We start from the raw sequence: 15,741 nt of genomic DNA on the forward strand, positions 1-15,741 counted from the left end.
CGAGGGTGGGGGGTCCGCTGGCGATGCCATGTCAGGTTCCCATCCCGGCGGGCTCCGCCTCTGGCAATACCCCCACCCCTTACCCCTCCCCACAGAGGGGGTCGCCAGCGCCTAGCCCTAGGGACAAGTGTGAAAAATGCTCTCCAGGCCGGAAATCCTGCTGCAGATAGCCGAGATCGAGGTGTTGACGCCACGCGTCTCGGCCTATCGGCTGGTCTCGCCCCATGGCGAGCGATTGCCCGCCTGGAGTGCGGGCGCGCATCTCAACTTCCGCCTGCCGAGCGGCCGGGCACGCTGCTACTCGCTGTGCTGCGACCCGGCCAACAAGGCCGAATACTGGGTGGCGGTCCAGCGCGAGGAGAATGGCGAAGGCGGTTCGCTCGAAGTCGCCGAGACGTTTTCGCGCAGCGTGGTGGTGCGCGCCGATCCGCCACGCAACGGGTTCCCGCTTGCCGAGAATGGGCAACACCACGTCCTCATGTCAGGCGGCATCGGCATCACGCCTGTCATCGCCATGATCCACCATCTCAAGCGAAGCAAGGCGAGCTATTTCGTCCATGTCTGCGCCCGCTCGCTGAAGGAAGTGGCGTTTCGCGATATCATCCAGGCCGAGGTCGCGGCAGGGCGTGCGGCACTCCATCTCGACGGCAACGACCCGGCTCGCAGGCCTGACATGGCGGCGCTCGTCGGCACTGCGGCTGCAGGTGTGCATGCCTATGCCTGCGGTCCCGCCGGTTTCCTGAAAGCCTTCAACCGCGCCACGGAAAGCTGGCCGCGCGAGCAAGTCCATGTCGAAAGCTTCACACCCGAGGCCAGGCAGGCGGAAGGCGACAAGCCGTTTTCGGTGACCATCGCCTCGACCGGCAAGACCATCCAGGTATCCGTTGGCACGACATTGCTCGCCGCGCTCAAGGCCGACGGCCACGACATCGCGACCAGCTGCCGCCAGGGTATCTGCGGCTCCTGCATGGTTCCTTATCTCGACGGCGAACCCGACCACCGCGACCAAGCTTTGACCGACGACGAGCGCCGCGACTTCCTCACCGTCTGCTGCTCGCGCGCCAGGTCAGCCAGCCTCACCCTCGATCTCTGAACAGGCCGGCACGCGCCGGCCGCAACGAAACCGAAATTCCTCGCCGCCTGCGAGGCCAGTCCCGAAAGGCCAACATGTCCAAGCTTCCCTCGCACGCCCGCATCGTCATCGTCGGCGGTGGCGCCATCGGCACCTCCATCGCCTACCACCTCGCCAAGGCCGGCGAAAAGGACGTGCTGCTCCTCGAAAAGAACCAGCTGACGGCGGGCTCGACCTGGCATGCCGCTGGCCTGATGGGGCAGCTCCGCAGCAAGGTGAACCTGACCCGCCTGATGCAGTACAGCGCCGACCTGTGTGCGAAGATCGGTGCCGAGACCGGCCAGGACGTCGGCTGGAAGAATGTCGGCAGCCTGCGCCTCGCCACTTCCGATGCCCGCTGGGAGGAACTCAAGCGCGCCCATACCGCCGCCAAGAGCTACGGCTTCGACATGGAGCTGGTCAGGCCTGACGAGGTGAAGCGGCTGTTCCCGCTGGTCGACACCAAGGACCTCCGCGGCGCGACCTGGATCGCCTCGGACGGCCATGTCGACCCCTATTCGCTGACCCATGCCTACGCCAAGGGCGCACGTGCAGGCGGCGTACGCATCGTCGAGGGCGTGACGGTCACCGGCTTTGCCATCAAGGATCACCGCATCACCGCGGTGAAGACCGCGGATGGAGATGTCGGCTGCGAGATCGTCGTCAATGCCGCAGGTCTCTGGGCCCGCCAGCTCGGCGAACTCGCCGGCATCGACCTGCCGATTACGGTCGTCGAGCACGAATATTTCGTCACCGAGAAGTCGCCTGCCGTGCCCGACGACCTGCCGACCCTGCGCGATCCCGACGCCAATTTCTACGTCAAGCCGGAGCCGGGTGCTATGGCGATCGGCGGCTGGGAAAAGGAGACCCGCGCCGCTTACGGGCTCGGCAAACTGCCGATGAGTTTTGGCCAGGAGCTTTTCCCCGACGATCTCGAGCGCATCTCGGAAGTGATCGAAGGTGCCGCAAACCGCATTCCGATCCTTGGCGAACTCGGCGTGCGCGCCGTGGTCAACGGCCCGATCCCGATCTCGGCCGACGGCGAGCCAGTCATGGGCCTTGCCGGCGACTATGAGAACTTCTTCGTCGCCTGCGGCTTCACCTCAGGCATCGCCGCTTCCGGTGGCGCGGGCCGCGCCATGGCCAACTGGATTGTCGAAGGCGACCCGGGCATGGACCTCTGGGCCTTCGACCTGCGCCGCTTCGGCCATCCGCATGGCGGCCTCGCCTATCTCAGGGACAGCGCGATCGAGGCCTATTCGAAATATTACGCCATCGCCTGGCCGGAAGAAGAACGTTCGGCCTGCCGGCCGCTGCGGCGCTCGCCGCTCTACCAGACGCTGACCGCGCAAGGTGCCGTCAACGGCGTCAAGTTCGGCTGGGAACGCCCCAACTATTTCCTCAAGCCGGGCGAGGCCAAACCGCCGCTCGAAACCTTCGAACGCGCGCCCTATGCCGAAGTCATCGGCCGCGAGCACAAGATCGTACGTGAGGGCGTGGCACTGGTCGACCAGTCGTCCTTTTCGAAATTCGAAGTGTCGGGCCCGGGTGCACTTACCTATCTGCAGTGGCTGGCCGCGGCCAATGTCGACCGCGGCGACAATGCCGTCATCTACACCCAGCTGCTCAACAGGCGCGGCGGCATCGAGGCCGATCTCACCATCATGCGACGCGGCGAAGACCGCTTCCATGTCGTCACCGGATCCGCCTTCGGCACCCGCGACGGCGGTTGGATCCGCCGCCACGTGCCGCGCGACGGTTCGGTCTCGGTGCATGACGTGACCGGTGCCTATGGCGTCATCAATCTGTGCGGGCCGCTGGCCCGCGAGGTGCTGGCCAAGGCCAGCGAGCACGACGTCTCCAACGAGGCCTTCCCCTACATGACCTGCCGCGAGATCCGCGTCGGCTGGGCGCCGGTCTTTGCTGCCCGCGTCACCTATGTCGGCGAGCTCGGCTGGGAGTTGCATGTGCCCACGGAATACATGGCCTATGTCTATGAGGTGCTGCGCGAAGCGGGCGCTCCATTCGGCATTGCCGATGTCGGCTACAAGGCGATCTCGAGCCTGCGCATGGAAAAGCGCTACCTCTACTGGGGCGCCGACATCACGCCCGACGATACGCCGCTGGAAGCAGGCCTAGGCTTTGCCGTTGCGATGAAGAAAGGCGATTTCCAGGGCCGCGATGCGCTCGCCGCCCAGAAGGAGCGTGAACTGACCCGCAAGCTCGCCTGCTTCCGCCTGGATGATCCCCTGCCCGTTTATGGCGGCGAGGCGATGTCGATGAACGGCCGCGTCGTCGGCATGACGACCAGCGGCGACTTCGGCCACACGGTCGGCGCTTCGCTCGTCTTCGGCTACCTCAAGGGTGACGACATGGGCCTCCAGGAGATCGAGGTCGAGGCCTTCGGCCGCCGCAGCCGCGCCACCGTGGTGGAGCGTTGCACCTACGACCCCTCGGGCGAACGCATCCGGATCTGATGTGGCGGCATGCGCCGCATGCCACATATTGCAACATCTGCTTGCCAATGTAACGGCAATGCCGCCACATTGGCCCCATGTCCGACTCGCAGAACCACAAGGCGCTCGCGCCGCGCCGCCATGACGAGATCCTGAGGCGGCTTGCCGCCGACGGTTCGGTCGGCATCACCGAGCTTGCCGCCTTCTTCGACGTGTCGCGGGAGACGATCCGCCGCGACATGAAGTTTTTGGCCGAGCGCGGCCAGCTCGACCTCGTCCATGGCGGGGCGACTTTGTTCGAGGCCACCGAGCCGGCGCTCACCCTGCGCAGCCAGGAGAATGCCGGCGGCAAGGCCAGCATCGGCCGGGCCGCCGCAGCACTCGTCGAGGACGGCATGGTGGTGTTCCTCGATTCCGGCACCACCACGCTCGCCGTGGCGCATGCGCTTACCGGCAAGCAGAACCTGACCATCTGCACCACCAGCCTGACGATCGCCCTGCATATGTGCCGCCAGCCGCATGTGCGCGTCCACATGCTCGGAGGCGAGATCGACCCGTCGGAAGAGGCCGCGGTCGGCATCGACGCACTCGACGCCATAAGCCGCTTCCGCATCGACGTCGCTTTCCTCGGCGCCGGCGCACTGTCGCCCGATGGCGAGATCACCGACTTCACCCGCAACGGCGCCGAGCAGCGCTCGCGCATGGCGGCCACCGCCGCCCGCGCCTATTTCGTGCTCGACAGCTCGAAGTTCGGCCGGCTGACGCCGCTGCGCATCCAGCGCTTCGAGCTTGCCGCCGGCATCATCGTCGACGCCCCTCCCCCCGCAGCGATGGTGGAGGCACTGGAGCGCAAGGGACCGAAGGTGATCGTCGGCGAATAGCCGACCTGGGGGAGCGGCGAGGCTGCCGCTCCGCGTTTGCCCGGCCCGACGATCAGGTCAGCTTCCGCCGCCGTTCCAGTTCAGCCTCGGTCGGGGTCTCGAACTCGAACGAGCCGGTGACGATGTCGCCGTCACGGATGTACTTGTTGACCGTCACTCCGGTGCCGGAAACCTTCGACGACACCAGCTTCAGCGCCGACGGCAGGGCGGCATCGCCGAACAGGCGCTTGCCCTTGCCCAGCACCAGCGGGAAGATCGAGATGTTGAGCTCGTCGACAAGGTCGCCGGCGAACAGGGTCTTGAGGAAATCCGTCGAGCCCTGGGTCAACAGGTCGGGTCCGTCCTCTCTCTTCAGCTTGCGCAAGGCAGCAACCGCGTCCGGGCCGAGTGAATGGCTGTTTTGCCAGCCGAGCTTCAGGTCAGGATTGCGGGTGGCCACATATTTGTTGATGCGGTCGAACAGCGGGCCGATGGGATCGTCCGCATCGACATAGGGCCAATGCGCGGCAAAGATGTCGTACGTCTTGCGCCCAAGCAGCAGGTCGAACGGCCTGGCGAACATCTCGCCCACCGCCTCGGTCATCGTGTCGTCGAAATAGGGCGCCGCCCAGCCGCCGAGTTTGAAGCCGCCGATCGGATCCTCGTCGGGTCCGCCGGGTGCCTGCATGATGCCGTCGAGGCTCATGAATGCACCCACCACGATCTTTCTCATGTCTGATCTCCTCATCGCACCTGCCGACTGTACGCCTTGAAGACGTTCGGCGGAGACTCGTTCCGACAGGGTCGGGAAAAAATTGCTGGACTCTGCACCGCGCGGTCCCTGCCTCGTCGGGTTCCAGGCATATGTGATTATTTGTTGCATTTAATGTTGCATTTTGTTGCGACCACGCTAAGGTAGCGACCATCACCTTGGGAGGTCTTTTCATCATGGCGCAGGAATTCCCGACGCAGGCACGCGTCGTCATTGTCGGCGGCGGCATCATCGGTTGCTCGGTCGCCTATCACCTGACAAAGCTCGGCTGGACCGACGTCGTGCTGCTCGAGCAGGGTCAGCTCAGCGGCGGCACCACCTGGCATGCAGCCGGTCTGGTCGGGCAATTGCGCAGCCACGCCAACATGACGAGCCTGATCAAATATTCGACCCAGCTCTACAGCGAGCTTGAGGCCGAGACGGGCCTTGCCACCGGCTGGAAGAACTGCGGCTCGCTGTCGGTGGCCCGCAGCGCCGACCGCATGACGGTGCTGAAGCGCACCGCGGCGTCCGCCCGGGCACAGGGCGTCGACATCGAGGTGATTTCGGCCAAGGAGGCGCAGGAGAAGTGGCCGGTCATGGCCATCGACGATCTCGTCGGCGCAGTCTGGCTGCCCGGCGACGGCAAGGCCAACCCGACCGACCTGACCCAGTCGCTGGCCAAGGGCGCACGCAATCGCGGGGCGCGCGTCATCGAGCGCGTCCGCGTCACCGGCATCACCGTCAAGGACGGTCGGGCAACGGGTGTTTCGACCGACAAGGGCGACATCGCAGCCGAGATCGTGGTCAACTGCGCAGGTCAGTGGGCGCGCAAGGTCGGCGCGATGTGCGGGGTGACGGTGCCGTTGCATTCGGCCGAGCACATGTACATCGTCACCGGCAAGATCGAGGGCGTGCATCCGGACTTGCCGGTGCTGCGCGATCCAGACGGCTATATCTATTTCAAGGAAGAAGTCGGCGGCCTCGTCATGGGCGGCTTCGAGCCCGAGGCCAAGCCGTGGGGCATGAACGGCATCCCCGACGATTTCGAGTTCGCGCTTTTGCCCGACGACTGGGACCAGTTCGAGATCCTGATGCAGAACGCATTGGTGCGCGTGCCGCAGTTGGAGACTTCAGAGGTCAAGAAATTCTACAACGGCCCCGAAAGCTTCACCGCCGACAACAATTTCATCCTCGGCGAAGCGCCGGAGCTGAAGAACTTCTTCGTCGGCGCCGGCTTCAACTCGATGGGCATCGCCAGTGCCGGCGGCGCTGGTCGGGCGCTGGCCGAGTGGATCGTCAACGGTGCCGCGACCATGGACCTGTGGCCGGTCGACATCAGGCGTTTCGCCGGCTTCAACAACAATCCGCGCTGGCTGCACGACCGCGTCAAGGAAACGCTCGGCCTGCACTACGCCATGCCGTGGCCGAACCGCGAACTCGACACGGCGCGGCCGTTCCGCCGCTCGGCGCTCTACGACCGGCTGGCCGCCAGGGGCGCCTGCTTCGGCTCCAAGATGGGCTGGGAGCGCGCCAACTGGTTCGCCGCGCCGGGCGAGAAGCCGGAGACCGAATATTCCTTCGACCGACAGAACTGGCATGGTGCCGTGCAGCGGGAGATGAAGGCCACCCGCGAGGCCGCCGGCATCTTCGACCAGACCTCCTTCGCCAAGATCATGGTGCAGGGCCGCGACGCAGCCTCCGTGCTCAACCGCATCTGCGCCGCTGACGTCGACGTCGAGATCGGCCGCTCCATCTATACCGGCCTGCTCAACGAGCGCGGCGGCTATGAGAGCGATCTGACAGTGATGCGGCTTGGCCGCGATAAGTTCCTCATCGTCACCGGTTCGGCCCAGGCCGTGCACGACGCCGACTGGATTTCGAAAAATATCCCCGAGGACGCACATGTCACTCTGACCGACGTCACCTCATCCTATGCGGTGCTGGCGCTGATGGGCCCTCGCTCGCGCGACATCCTTGCCAAGCTAACCTCGGCGGATCTCTCCAATGCCGGCTTCCCGTTTGCCAGTATCCGCGAGATCGACATCGGCTATGCCACCGCCTACGCCAACCGCATGACCTATGTCGGCGAGCTTGGCTGGGAGCTGATCGTGCCGACCGAATTCGCCGTCGGCGTCTATGAGGCGCTGCATGAGGCAGGACGCGAACACGGCCTGACCGACTGCGGCTACTACGCGCTGGAGGCGCTGCGCATCGAGAAGGGCTTCCGCGCCTGGAGCCGCGAGCTGACCCCCGACATCAACCCGTTCGAGGCTGGCCTTGCCTTCGCCGTGTCGATGGACAAGCCGGGCGGCTTCATCGGCCGCGAAGCGCTGGTCGAAACGAAGGCCAAGGGCAAGCTCACCCGCCGCATCGTGCAGTTCACGCTCGACGATTCCGCCCCCATGCTGTGGGGTGGCGAGCTGATCCTGCGCAACGGCAAGCCGGTCGGCGAAGTGCGCTCGGCATCCTACGGCCACACGCTCGGTCGCTCGGTGGCGCTCGGCCTGCTCGACAATGCGGAGGGCGTCGACAAGGACCTCATCGAAAGCGGCCGCTTCGAGATCGACCTTGCCGGCGAACGCCACACCGCGACCGCACATCTCAAGGCGCCCTACGACCCCAAGTCGGAGCGGGTGAAGGCCGACAGCACCGACCTGCGCGAAGCCGCCTGATCATTCACCCTACCCACCCCGACTGCCCCTCCCATTGCGGGAGGGGCTTTTCTTTGGCGTCAGGCCTCAGCCAGCTTGAGCATGGCGATGCCAGCAAGCACGACAACGACCCCGCCCAAACGCAACGGCCCAAGCGTCTCGCCAAACAGCACGACGCCCATGATGACGGTGCCGGCAGCGCCGATCCCAGTCCACACCGCATAGGCGGTGCCGACGGGCAACGCCTCCAGCACCTTGCCGAGCAGGTAGACGAAGGCTGCCAGCAGAAGCACCGAGACGATCGACCAGCCAAGGCGGGTGTAGCCTTCGGCATATTTCATCGACACCGCCCAGGCGACATCGAGAACGCCGGCTACCACAAGCAGGGTCCAGGCAAGTCCCTGACCCATGGTCAGGCCGCGAGCTTCATGCCTTCGGCCCGCATCGCCTCGCGCACCATCGGCCGTGCGCCGACGCGGTCCATGAAGGCGCGCAGACGCGGGAAAGCGGAAAGATCGACCTTGGCAAAGTCCGACCAGCCGACGATGGTGAAGAGATAGGCATCGGCCGCAGTGAAGGTCTCGCCCATCAGATAGGGGCCGGTGCCTGCCAAATGGCTTTCGACAGAGGCGAGGCGTTCGGCGATCTTGCCGCGCGCCACCTCCTGGGCCTGGGCGCCGTATTCGGGATGGAACAGCCAGGGGCTGTACATCTTGTGCAGTTCGGAGGCGACGAAGTTGAGCCAGGACTGCAGCTCGTAGCGTTCGCGCGTGCCGGCCGCAGGAGCCAGCTTCGCTTCCGGCCTGAGGTCGGCAAGATATTGCACGATCGCCGCGCCCTCGGTGAGCAGCGAGCCGTCGTCGAGTTCGAGCACCGGCACGTAGCCATTAGGATTCACCTTGGTGAAGTCGTGGCCTGTCGAGGTGACATGCGGTTTCTTGAAGATGTCGACGCGTTCGATGTCGAGCGAAATGCCCGCTTCGAACGCCACGATATGGGGCGACAGCGAGCAGGTGCCGGTGGCGTAATAGAGCTTCATGATCTGTCCTCTCGGATTTTTGACCGTGCGGTCGTTGCTTCCAGGGAACAAAGCTATCTCTTGCGTTGTCGCAATTCTCGTTGGATTTTCGCCAGCCTCGCTTGCATGACTGCAAGCGCCGGCCGTGCTAGAAAGCAGGCATGGAAGACTGGAACGAACTCAGGCTGGTGCTGGCGGTGGCCCGCGCCGGCAGCCTCACTACGGCGGCCGGACTGCTCGGCATCGACCACTCGACGGTGTTTCGCCGGCTCAACGCGCTTGAGCAGCGGCAGGGAGTGCGCGTGTTCGAGCGCCTGCCTGGCGGTACATATCAACTGACACCGGCAGGCGAACGCATGGCCGCTGCCGCAGAGCGCATGGAAGATGAGGCGCTGGCGCTGGCGCGCGACATCGCCGGCGCCGATGGCCGGCTGTCCGGGCGGCTGCGCGTCACCTCATCGGAAACGCTCGCCTATAGCAGGCTGACGAAGCATCTGGCCGAGTTCCGCGTCGTCCATCCCGGCATCGTCGTCGAACTGGCCATCGACAACCGCGTGCTCAGCCTGTCGCGCCGGGAAGCAGATGTCGCGCTGCGGCCGATCCGGCCGAAGGAGGGCGACCTCTGGGGCCGCAAGCTCGCCGGCGTCGCCTGGACGTTCTTTGCCTCGCAAGCCTATCTCGACATCAACGGCGGCCCGATCGGCGAAGCTGCGGCGCTGGGCGCACATGCATTGATCGGCTGGGAGGAAACCGCGGGCGGCATCATGGCCGCGGACTGGCTGGAACAGAACGTCTCGGCGAGCAGCTTCGTCTACCGCACCAACAGCCTGGTCAACCAGTCAGTGGCGGCCAAGGCCGGCATCGGGCTTGCGCTGCTGCCCTGCTATCTCTGCGATGGCGAGCCGGGGCTGGTGCGCGCGCTGGCCGAACCGATCGAGGAACTCTCCGGCGAGCTGTGGATCGTCACCCATCAGGATCTGAAGGGCACGGCTCGTGTCCGCGCCTTCTTCGACGTCGTCGGCGAAGGGCTGGCGCGCGAGCGCGACCTGTTCGAAGGCCGCGTCGCCTGACGTCAGTGCCTCAGGCCCGGCGCTTCCTGGCCGGTGCGCTCGACATATTCGACATACCCGCCGCCATACTGGTGGACGCCGTCGGGCGTGATCTCCAGCACCCGGTTCGACAGGGCGGCAAGGAAATGGCGATCGTGCGAAACGAACAGCATGGTGCCTTCGTATTGCGCAAGCGCTGCGATCAGCATCTCCTTGGTGGCGATGTCCAGGTGGTTGGTCGGCTCGTCGAGCACCAAAAGGTTGGGCGGGTCGAACAGCATGATCGCCATCACCAGGCGCGCCTTTTCGCCACCCGACAGCACCCGGCACTTCTTTTCGATCTCGTCGCCGGAGAAGCCGAAGCAGCCGGCGAGCGCGCGCAACGGCGCCTGTCCCGCCTGGGGAAAGGTGTATTCCAACTGCTCGAACACGGTGCGGTCGCCATCAAGCAGGTCCATGGCGTGCTGGGCGAAATACCCCATCTTGACGCTCGGGCCGCGGGCGACCGTGCCGTCGTCGGGCTCGGAGGCACCGGCAACCAGCTTCAGCAGTGTCGACTTGCCGGCGCCGTTGATGCCCATGATGCACCAGCGTTCCTTGCGGCGGACCTGGAAGTCCAGGCCTTCATAGATGCTGCGACTGCCATAACGCTTGTGCACGTTCTTGAGCGTGACCACGTCCTCGCCCGAACGTGGCGCCGGCTGGAACTCGAAGGCCACCGTCTGGCGACGCTTGGGCGGCTCGACGCGATCGATCTTGTCGAGCTTCTTGACCCGGCTCTGTACCTGGGCTGCGTGGGAGGCGCGCGCCTTGAAGCGCTCGATGAACTTGATCTCCTTGGCCAGCATCGCCTGCTGGCGCTCGAATTGTGCCTGCTGCTGCTTGTCGGCAAGCTGACGCTGCTGTTCGTAGAATTCGTAGTCGCCGGAATAGGTGGTCAGCGAGCCGCCGTCGATCTCGATGATCTTGTTGACGATGCGGTTCATGAAGGCGCGGTCGTGCGAGGTCATCAGCAGCGCGCCGTCGTAGCCCTTGAGGAAGTCCTCCAGCCAGATCAGGCTTTCAAGGTCGAGATGGTTGGACGGTTCGTCGAGCAGCATCACGTCGGGCCGCATCAGCAGGATGCGGGCGAGCGCCACGCGCATCTTCCAGCCGCCCGACAGCTTGCCGACGTCGCCGTCCATCATTTCCTGGGTGAAGCTCAGGCCGTCGAGCACCTCGCGGGCACGGCCGTCGAGCGAATAGCCGTCCAGTTCCTCGTAGCGGGCCTGCACCTCGCCGTAGCGTTCGATGATGGCGTCCATCTCGTCGGCGCGGTCGGGGTCGACCATAGCCGCCTCGAGCTCGCGCATTTCGGCAGCGACCTCGCTCACCGGCCCGGCACCTTCCATGACCTCGGCGACCGCACTGCGGCCCGCCATTTCGCCGACATCCTGGTTGAAATAGCCGATGGTGATGCCGCGCTCGGTCGAGACTTGGCCTTCGTCGGGCAGTTCTTCGCCCTTGATCATGCGGAAAAGCGTCGTCTTGCCGGCGCCGTTGGGGCCGACGAGGCCGATCTTCTCCTGCTTCTGCAGCGTGGCCGAAGCCTCGATGAAAAGCAGCCGGTGGCTGTTCTGCTTGCTGATGTTTTCGATGCGGATCATGGAAACCAAGGCCTGGGAGGGGGAGTTGCGGCGGCTTATGGCACGCGCGCGCGCCGAGCGCGAGTGGTCTCGTGCGGGCATAGCAGCGCATGGGAAAATGGGCCGTCGGTCACGGCGGCTTGCCCGCGGGCCGTCGGACCCAATACTGTGCCTCCGAGATGTACAGGCAAGGGAGAGGCAGCGCATGTTGTACGCAATCCTGGCATATCACGCCGAGGGCGTGGTCGAATCCTGGTCCGAGGAGGAGGATGCGGCCCTGATGAAGGACCTGCTCGAGGTCAACGACCGCCTCGTCCGCGAGAAGCATCTGGGCCCGGCGGCGCGCCTGGGGCCGACGGAGAGCGCGGTGACGCTGAGGGGCAGAGGGCTTGGCCTCGTCACCGACGGTCCCTTTGCCGAGACCAAGGAGCATTTGCTCGGCTTCTACGTCGTGGACTATCCGACGATGGACGCGGCGGTTGCGGCAGCGCGCGAGCTCCGCTCCGCCAACCCGACCGCCGTATACGAAATCCGGCCGATTTCACTCTACATCCCCGGCACCCCGATAGAGACACGGGAAGAACACTAGGGCCCCTTTGGACTTGCCGTGCTTCCCACTGGCATTGTGCCATCCAGCGGCGTGGGTTAGCCTCGGCTGAAGCCGACAGTCGGTCCCTCACCGTCCAGCACCATGGAAATCCTCTACGGGTTCGGGTTCCTGATACTGTTCATCGTCGCCGCCATTTGCGGGGTGGCGCTGCGCGTGCGCTTGCATGAAGACCACCTGTCGCAAGGCAACATGGATGCACTGCGGCTGGTGACGGGACTTCTCGTCACCTTTGCCGCACTGGTTCTCAGCCTGCAGCTGTCGACGGGGAAGCAGGCTTTCGACGCCGCCAACAAGGACCGTTCGCTCTATGCCGCAAGACTGGCCCGGCTCGACCAGTGCCTGCGCAATTTCGGCACCGAGTTGGAGCCAGCAAGGCGGATCCTTCGCCAATACACCGCCGCCGTCATAGCCAGCACCTGGACGAGCGAGCCCGCGCCTGTCGTCGACGGCATGCCTGATATCAGCAAGATCGCCGCAAGCGGCGAAGACCAGGGCCTGAAGGCGCTCATCAACGAGGTTGGATTGATGGTGGACGGGCTGGCGCCATCGGATGCCTTCCACGTCAACATGGCTGCCAGGTGCCGCAGCGATTACACCCTGGTGCAGGAGAGCCGCTGGGCGGTCATCGAGGATGCCAACGGCGTCTCCCGCGGTTCGTTCAGCCGTATCGTCAGCGTCTGGCTGGCGCTGGTATTCCTGAGCTTCGGGTTGCAGATTCCGCGCAAGATGCTGGGCGCCGTCGTGCTAACCATCGGCGTGGTGGCCGTCGCCAGCGTCATGTTCGTCATCATCGACCTGCACATCCCCTATGGCGGCATGTTCGGCATCACCAGCTCTGCGATGCGCGAGGCCCTGGCCGACATGACGAGATAGTCAGGACTGCCAGCCCGTCAACCCGCAGCCATCGACCGGGCGATGTCGAGGAACACGCGCACCAGCTTGCCGCCGCTGCGCTCCTTGAGGCAGATCAGCGCCTCGTCCATCAGCATTTCGGGTGCGTCGATGGGGATCTGCACCAGCCGCGCGTCCTGGCCGAACTCGGCCGCCGAGACAAAGCCTATGCCGGCGCCTGACGCCACGATCTCGCGCACCGCCTCGCGCCCCTCCGCCTCGATCGCCGGCTTGAATTCGAAGCCTTCTTTGGCGGCTAGGTCTTCCAGCTTGGCCCTGGTCTTCGAGCCACGCTCGCGCATGACCAGCGGCAGCAGCGACAGTTCATGCAGCGACAGCGACTTGGCCACCGCCAGCGGGTGGTCCGTCGAGACGAACGCCACGATCGGCGTCGAGTTGAGATTGACCACCTCGAAATCGCGCCCGGTCGGGATTTCGCCGAGCACGCCGATGTCGGCCTCGTAGCTGTAGAGGCTGGAGATGACAGTCTCGGTATTGCCGGCACGAACCGAAACCTGGATGCCGGGATATTTCTGCCGGAACTGGCCGAGGATGTGCAGCAGGTGATGGGCGGCGTCGGCGACGATGCGCAATGTGCCCGAACGCAGCGCGCGCGATTCCGACAGCAGTTCCAGCGCCTGCTGCTCGGTGTCGAACATCCGTCGCGTGATCTCGAGCAGTTGCTGGCCTGCAGCCGTCGGCGTCACCTGCTTCTTATGGCGGTTGAAGAGCAAAACATCGTATTCTTCCTCGAGCTTGCGCACCTGGTCGGAGATCGCCGGCTGGGTAAGAAACAGCGTCTCGGCAGCGCGCGAAAAGCCGCCGCAAATCGCGACATAGTGGAATGCTCGAAGCTGTACGTAGCGCATACTCGTTTCCTGACGTCAGGGCAGAATAGCAATAAACTCAGCCAATACAAATATCAAAACTAACGATTTGATTTATGTTCACAACGGCCGAGGATAGGGCAAGCGCCACAGCTGCGCGCTTGCAATCGGAGGCTCGCGGCCATGCATTTCATGTTCATCCTGCTGCAACTGGCAGGCGCCATCATGCTGCTTTTATGGGCCGTGCGCATGGTGCGCACCGGCGTCGAGCGCGCGCATGGCGCGCTGCTGCGTGAGGCGCTGCGCGGTGCGACCAGGGGGCGGGTGCGGGCAGCAACCGCAGGCACCGTGCTCGCCGTCATGCTGCAGAGCGCCACCGCCGTGGCAGTGCTCGCCTCAGGCTTTGCTGCGACCGGCGTGATGACCGTCTCTGGCGGGCTCGCGGTGATGCTCGGTGCCGACGTCGGCTCGGCGCTGGTGGTCCAGGCGCTGTCCTTCGATCTCAGTTGGCTGGTGCCGCTGCTGCTTTTTGCCGGCGCAACGCTGTTCCTCAAGGTCGAGGCGCGCATCGTCAAGCAGACCGGCCGCACCCTGCTCGGCATCGCTTTCATCCTGATCTCGCTGCGCATGGTCGGCGAGGCGACGGCGCCAATGCGCCATAGTGCGCTTCTGCCGATGGCCGTCGATTACCTGCGCAGCGATCCCGTCACTGCCTTTGCCGCCGCCGCCCTGTTCACCTGGCTGGTCCATTCCAGCGTCGCTTCGGTGCTGCTGTTCATGTCGATGGCGGCGCAAGGCGTGCTGCCGGCCGAGGTGGCGCTGCCGATGATCCTCGGCGTCAATCTTGGCGCCGGCCTCGTCGCCGTCGGGCTGACGCGCGGCCAGGCCATCGATGCCAGGCGCATCCCGGTCGGCAACCTGATCTTCCGGGCCGCAGCCGCAGTCTCGATCCTGGTTGCCCTGCAACTGGTGGAACTGCCGATGGCCTGGTTCGGCGAAAGCGCCGCGCGCCAGGTGGTCAACATGCACCTCGCCTTCAACCTTGCTCTGCTGGTCCTGTGCCTGCCCTTCACCGGCCCGATGGAACGGTTGGTCCGGCTCATCCTGCCGGACGCGCCAGCCGGGCAGGAAAGCTTCGACCTGATGTCTCGCCGTACAAGTGCGCTCGACAGGACAGTCATCAAGATGCCGAGCGTGGCTCTCGCCTGTGCCACGCGCGAGGTGCTGCGCATGGCCGAGGTGGTGGAGATCATGCTGCGCCCGGTGATGGATCTTTTCGAATCCGGCGACCGGGCGCGTGTCGACCAGGTGCGCAAGCTCGACGACGAGGTCAACCGCGCCCACACCGACATCAAGCTCTACATTGCCGAGGTCAACCGCGGGACGATGACCCAGGACGAGGCGCGGCGCGGCATCGAGCTCACCGACCTTGCCATCAATCTCGAGCATGCCGGCGACATCATCGCCAAGAGCCTGCTCGTGCTGGCCGAGGAGAAGAGCGACAAGAGGCTGAGCTTTTCCCGGGAGGGGTGGTCGGAGCTGACCGCGCTGCATGACCGGGTGCTGGCAAACATGCAGATCGCCATGAACGTGCTGGTATCCGGCGATCTCGAGGCGGCGCGCCAGCTGGTGGTCGAGAAGGAGCGCATGCGCAGGCTCGAACGCGACAGCCACGAACGCCATCTCAAGCGCCTGCAGTCGGGCACGCCGCAAAGCATCGAGACCAGCGACATCCATCTCGAGGCGGTGAGGGCGCTGAAGGAGTTCAATTCTCTGCTGGTGTCGGTCGCCTATCCGATCCTAACCCAGAGTGGCGACCTGCTGGAAAGCAGGCTTGCCAGGACCGCCTGACGGTTGTCGATTATCATCGTTTCAGCTTATCGAAGAAT

General features: G+C 65.0%; 13 protein-coding genes. 8 read left to right on the forward strand and 5 right to left on the reverse strand.

Annotated elements, in window-relative coordinates:
- Nucleotides 1–136: 136 nt before the first annotated feature.
- The 3 genes from GGQ99_RS20390 (at nucleotide 137) to GGQ99_RS20400 (ending at nucleotide 4,448) form a co-directional block, all read left to right on the forward strand.
- Complete coding sequence (locus tag GGQ99_RS20390) at nucleotides 137–1,093, forward strand: PDR/VanB family oxidoreductase (protein WP_183263954.1); 957 nt, start codon at nucleotides 137–139, stop codon at nucleotides 1,091–1,093.
- Nucleotides 1,094–1,167: 74 nt separating this feature from the next.
- Nucleotides 1,168–3,588 (forward strand): GcvT family protein, encoded by a 2,421-nt coding sequence (locus GGQ99_RS20395; RefSeq protein WP_183263955.1) that lies wholly within the window; start codon nucleotides 1,168–1,170, stop codon nucleotides 3,586–3,588.
- 77 nt (nucleotides 3,589–3,665) lie between these two features.
- The gene (locus GGQ99_RS20400; RefSeq protein ID WP_183263956.1) at nucleotides 3,666–4,448 is read left to right on the forward strand and encodes a DeoR/GlpR family DNA-binding transcription regulator; all 783 of its coding nucleotides are present in this window, start codon (nucleotides 3,666–3,668) and stop codon (nucleotides 4,446–4,448) included.
- Between the two features lie 52 nt (nucleotides 4,449–4,500).
- Here the strand turns inward: GGQ99_RS20400 and GGQ99_RS20405 are convergent, their stop codons facing one another.
- Nucleotides 4,501–5,160 carry a dihydrofolate reductase family protein gene (locus GGQ99_RS20405; RefSeq protein ID WP_183263957.1) on the reverse strand — a complete coding sequence of 220 codons (660 nt, stop codon included), beginning with the start codon at nucleotides 5,158–5,160 and terminating at the stop codon, nucleotides 4,501–4,503.
- Between the two features lie 215 nt (nucleotides 5,161–5,375).
- Here GGQ99_RS20405 and GGQ99_RS20410 point away from each other — a divergent pair, with 215 nt between their 5' ends.
- A complete protein-coding gene (locus tag GGQ99_RS20410; protein WP_183263958.1) occupies nucleotides 5,376–7,853 on the forward strand; it encodes a GcvT family protein in 2,478 nt (825 codons plus the stop codon).
- A 59-nt stretch (nucleotides 7,854–7,912) separates the two neighbouring features.
- Here the strand turns inward: GGQ99_RS20410 and GGQ99_RS20415 are convergent, their stop codons facing one another.
- Together GGQ99_RS20415 and gstA are read right to left on the reverse strand one after the other, a co-directional pair.
- On the reverse strand, nucleotides 7,913–8,242 hold the full coding sequence (locus GGQ99_RS20415) for a DMT family transporter (RefSeq protein WP_183263959.1): 330 nt from the start codon (nucleotides 8,240–8,242) through the stop codon (nucleotides 7,913–7,915).
- Between the two features lie 2 nt (nucleotides 8,243–8,244).
- Complete coding sequence (gene gstA / locus GGQ99_RS20420; protein ID WP_183263960.1) at nucleotides 8,245–8,871, reverse strand: glutathione transferase GstA; 627 nt, start codon at nucleotides 8,869–8,871, stop codon at nucleotides 8,245–8,247.
- Between the two features lie 140 nt (nucleotides 8,872–9,011).
- On the opposite strand from gstA, the gene GGQ99_RS20425 reads away from it, so the two are divergent.
- Complete coding sequence (locus GGQ99_RS20425) at nucleotides 9,012–9,920, forward strand: LysR family transcriptional regulator (protein WP_183263961.1); 909 nt, start codon at nucleotides 9,012–9,014, stop codon at nucleotides 9,918–9,920.
- A gap of 2 nt (nucleotides 9,921–9,922) precedes the next feature.
- On the opposite strand, the gene GGQ99_RS20430 is transcribed toward GGQ99_RS20425, so the two are convergent.
- Complete coding sequence (locus GGQ99_RS20430; RefSeq protein WP_183263962.1) at nucleotides 9,923–11,545, reverse strand: ABC-F family ATP-binding cassette domain-containing protein; 1,623 nt, start codon at nucleotides 11,543–11,545, stop codon at nucleotides 9,923–9,925.
- 184 nt (nucleotides 11,546–11,729) lie between these two features.
- Here GGQ99_RS20430 and GGQ99_RS20435 point away from each other — a divergent pair, with 184 nt between their 5' ends.
- Together GGQ99_RS20435 and GGQ99_RS20440 are read left to right on the forward strand one after the other, a co-directional pair.
- Nucleotides 11,730–12,113, forward strand: coding sequence for a YciI family protein (locus GGQ99_RS20435; protein ID WP_183263963.1), 384 nt, complete (start codon nucleotides 11,730–11,732; stop codon nucleotides 12,111–12,113).
- Nucleotides 12,114–12,215: 102 nt separating this feature from the next.
- Entirely contained in the window at nucleotides 12,216–13,007 is a 792-nt protein-coding gene (locus GGQ99_RS20440) for a bestrophin-like domain (protein WP_183263964.1), read from the forward strand.
- 17 nt (nucleotides 13,008–13,024) lie between these two features.
- On the opposite strand, the gene GGQ99_RS20445 is transcribed toward GGQ99_RS20440, so the two are convergent.
- Nucleotides 13,025–13,894, reverse strand: a complete 870-nt coding sequence (locus GGQ99_RS20445) for a LysR substrate-binding domain-containing protein (protein ID WP_183263965.1) — start codon at nucleotides 13,892–13,894, stop codon at nucleotides 13,025–13,027.
- Nucleotides 13,895–14,035: 141 nt separating this feature from the next.
- Between GGQ99_RS20445 and GGQ99_RS20450 the strand changes: the two genes are divergently transcribed.
- A complete protein-coding gene (locus tag GGQ99_RS20450; RefSeq protein WP_183263966.1) occupies nucleotides 14,036–15,703 on the forward strand; it encodes a Na/Pi cotransporter family protein in 1,668 nt (555 codons plus the stop codon).
- Nucleotides 15,704–15,741: the final 38 nt, after the last annotated feature.

This window comes from Aminobacter niigataensis (assembly GCF_014200015.1).
Taxonomy (GTDB): Bacteria; Pseudomonadota; Alphaproteobacteria; order Rhizobiales; family Rhizobiaceae; genus Aminobacter; species Aminobacter niigataensis.

Excerpts from the sequence above, each read along its gene's own strand:
- GGQ99_RS20395 (WP_183263955.1), top strand. The coding sequence starts at position 1,168 with ATGTCCAAGCTTCCCTCGCACGCCCGCATCGTCATCGTCGGCGGTGGC.
- GGQ99_RS20435 (WP_183263963.1), top strand. The coding sequence starts at position 11,730 with ATGTTGTACGCAATCCTGGCATATCACGCCGAGGGCGTGGTCGAATCC.
- GGQ99_RS20445 (WP_183263965.1), bottom strand. The coding sequence starts at position 13,894 with ATGCGCTACGTACAGCTTCGAGCATTCCACTATGTCGCGATTTGCGGC.
- GGQ99_RS20425 (WP_183263961.1), top strand. The coding sequence starts at position 9,012 with ATGGAAGACTGGAACGAACTCAGGCTGGTGCTGGCGGTGGCCCGCGCC.
- GGQ99_RS20400 (WP_183263956.1), top strand. The coding sequence starts at position 3,666 with ATGTCCGACTCGCAGAACCACAAGGCGCTCGCGCCGCGCCGCCATGAC.
- gstA (WP_183263960.1), bottom strand. The coding sequence starts at position 8,871 with ATGAAGCTCTATTACGCCACCGGCACCTGCTCGCTGTCGCCCCATATC.
- GGQ99_RS20430 (WP_183263962.1), bottom strand. The coding sequence starts at position 11,545 with ATGATCCGCATCGAAAACATCAGCAAGCAGAACAGCCACCGGCTGCTT.
- GGQ99_RS20415 (WP_183263959.1), bottom strand. The coding sequence starts at position 8,242 with ATGGGTCAGGGACTTGCCTGGACCCTGCTTGTGGTAGCCGGCGTTCTC.
- GGQ99_RS20450 (WP_183263966.1), top strand. The coding sequence starts at position 14,036 with ATGCATTTCATGTTCATCCTGCTGCAACTGGCAGGCGCCATCATGCTG.
- GGQ99_RS20410 (WP_183263958.1), top strand. The coding sequence starts at position 5,376 with ATGGCGCAGGAATTCCCGACGCAGGCACGCGTCGTCATTGTCGGCGGC.
- GGQ99_RS20440 (WP_183263964.1), top strand. The coding sequence starts at position 12,216 with ATGGAAATCCTCTACGGGTTCGGGTTCCTGATACTGTTCATCGTCGCC.
- GGQ99_RS20405 (WP_183263957.1), bottom strand. The coding sequence starts at position 5,160 with ATGAGAAAGATCGTGGTGGGTGCATTCATGAGCCTCGACGGCATCATG.
- GGQ99_RS20390 (WP_183263954.1), top strand. The coding sequence starts at position 137 with ATGCTCTCCAGGCCGGAAATCCTGCTGCAGATAGCCGAGATCGAGGTG.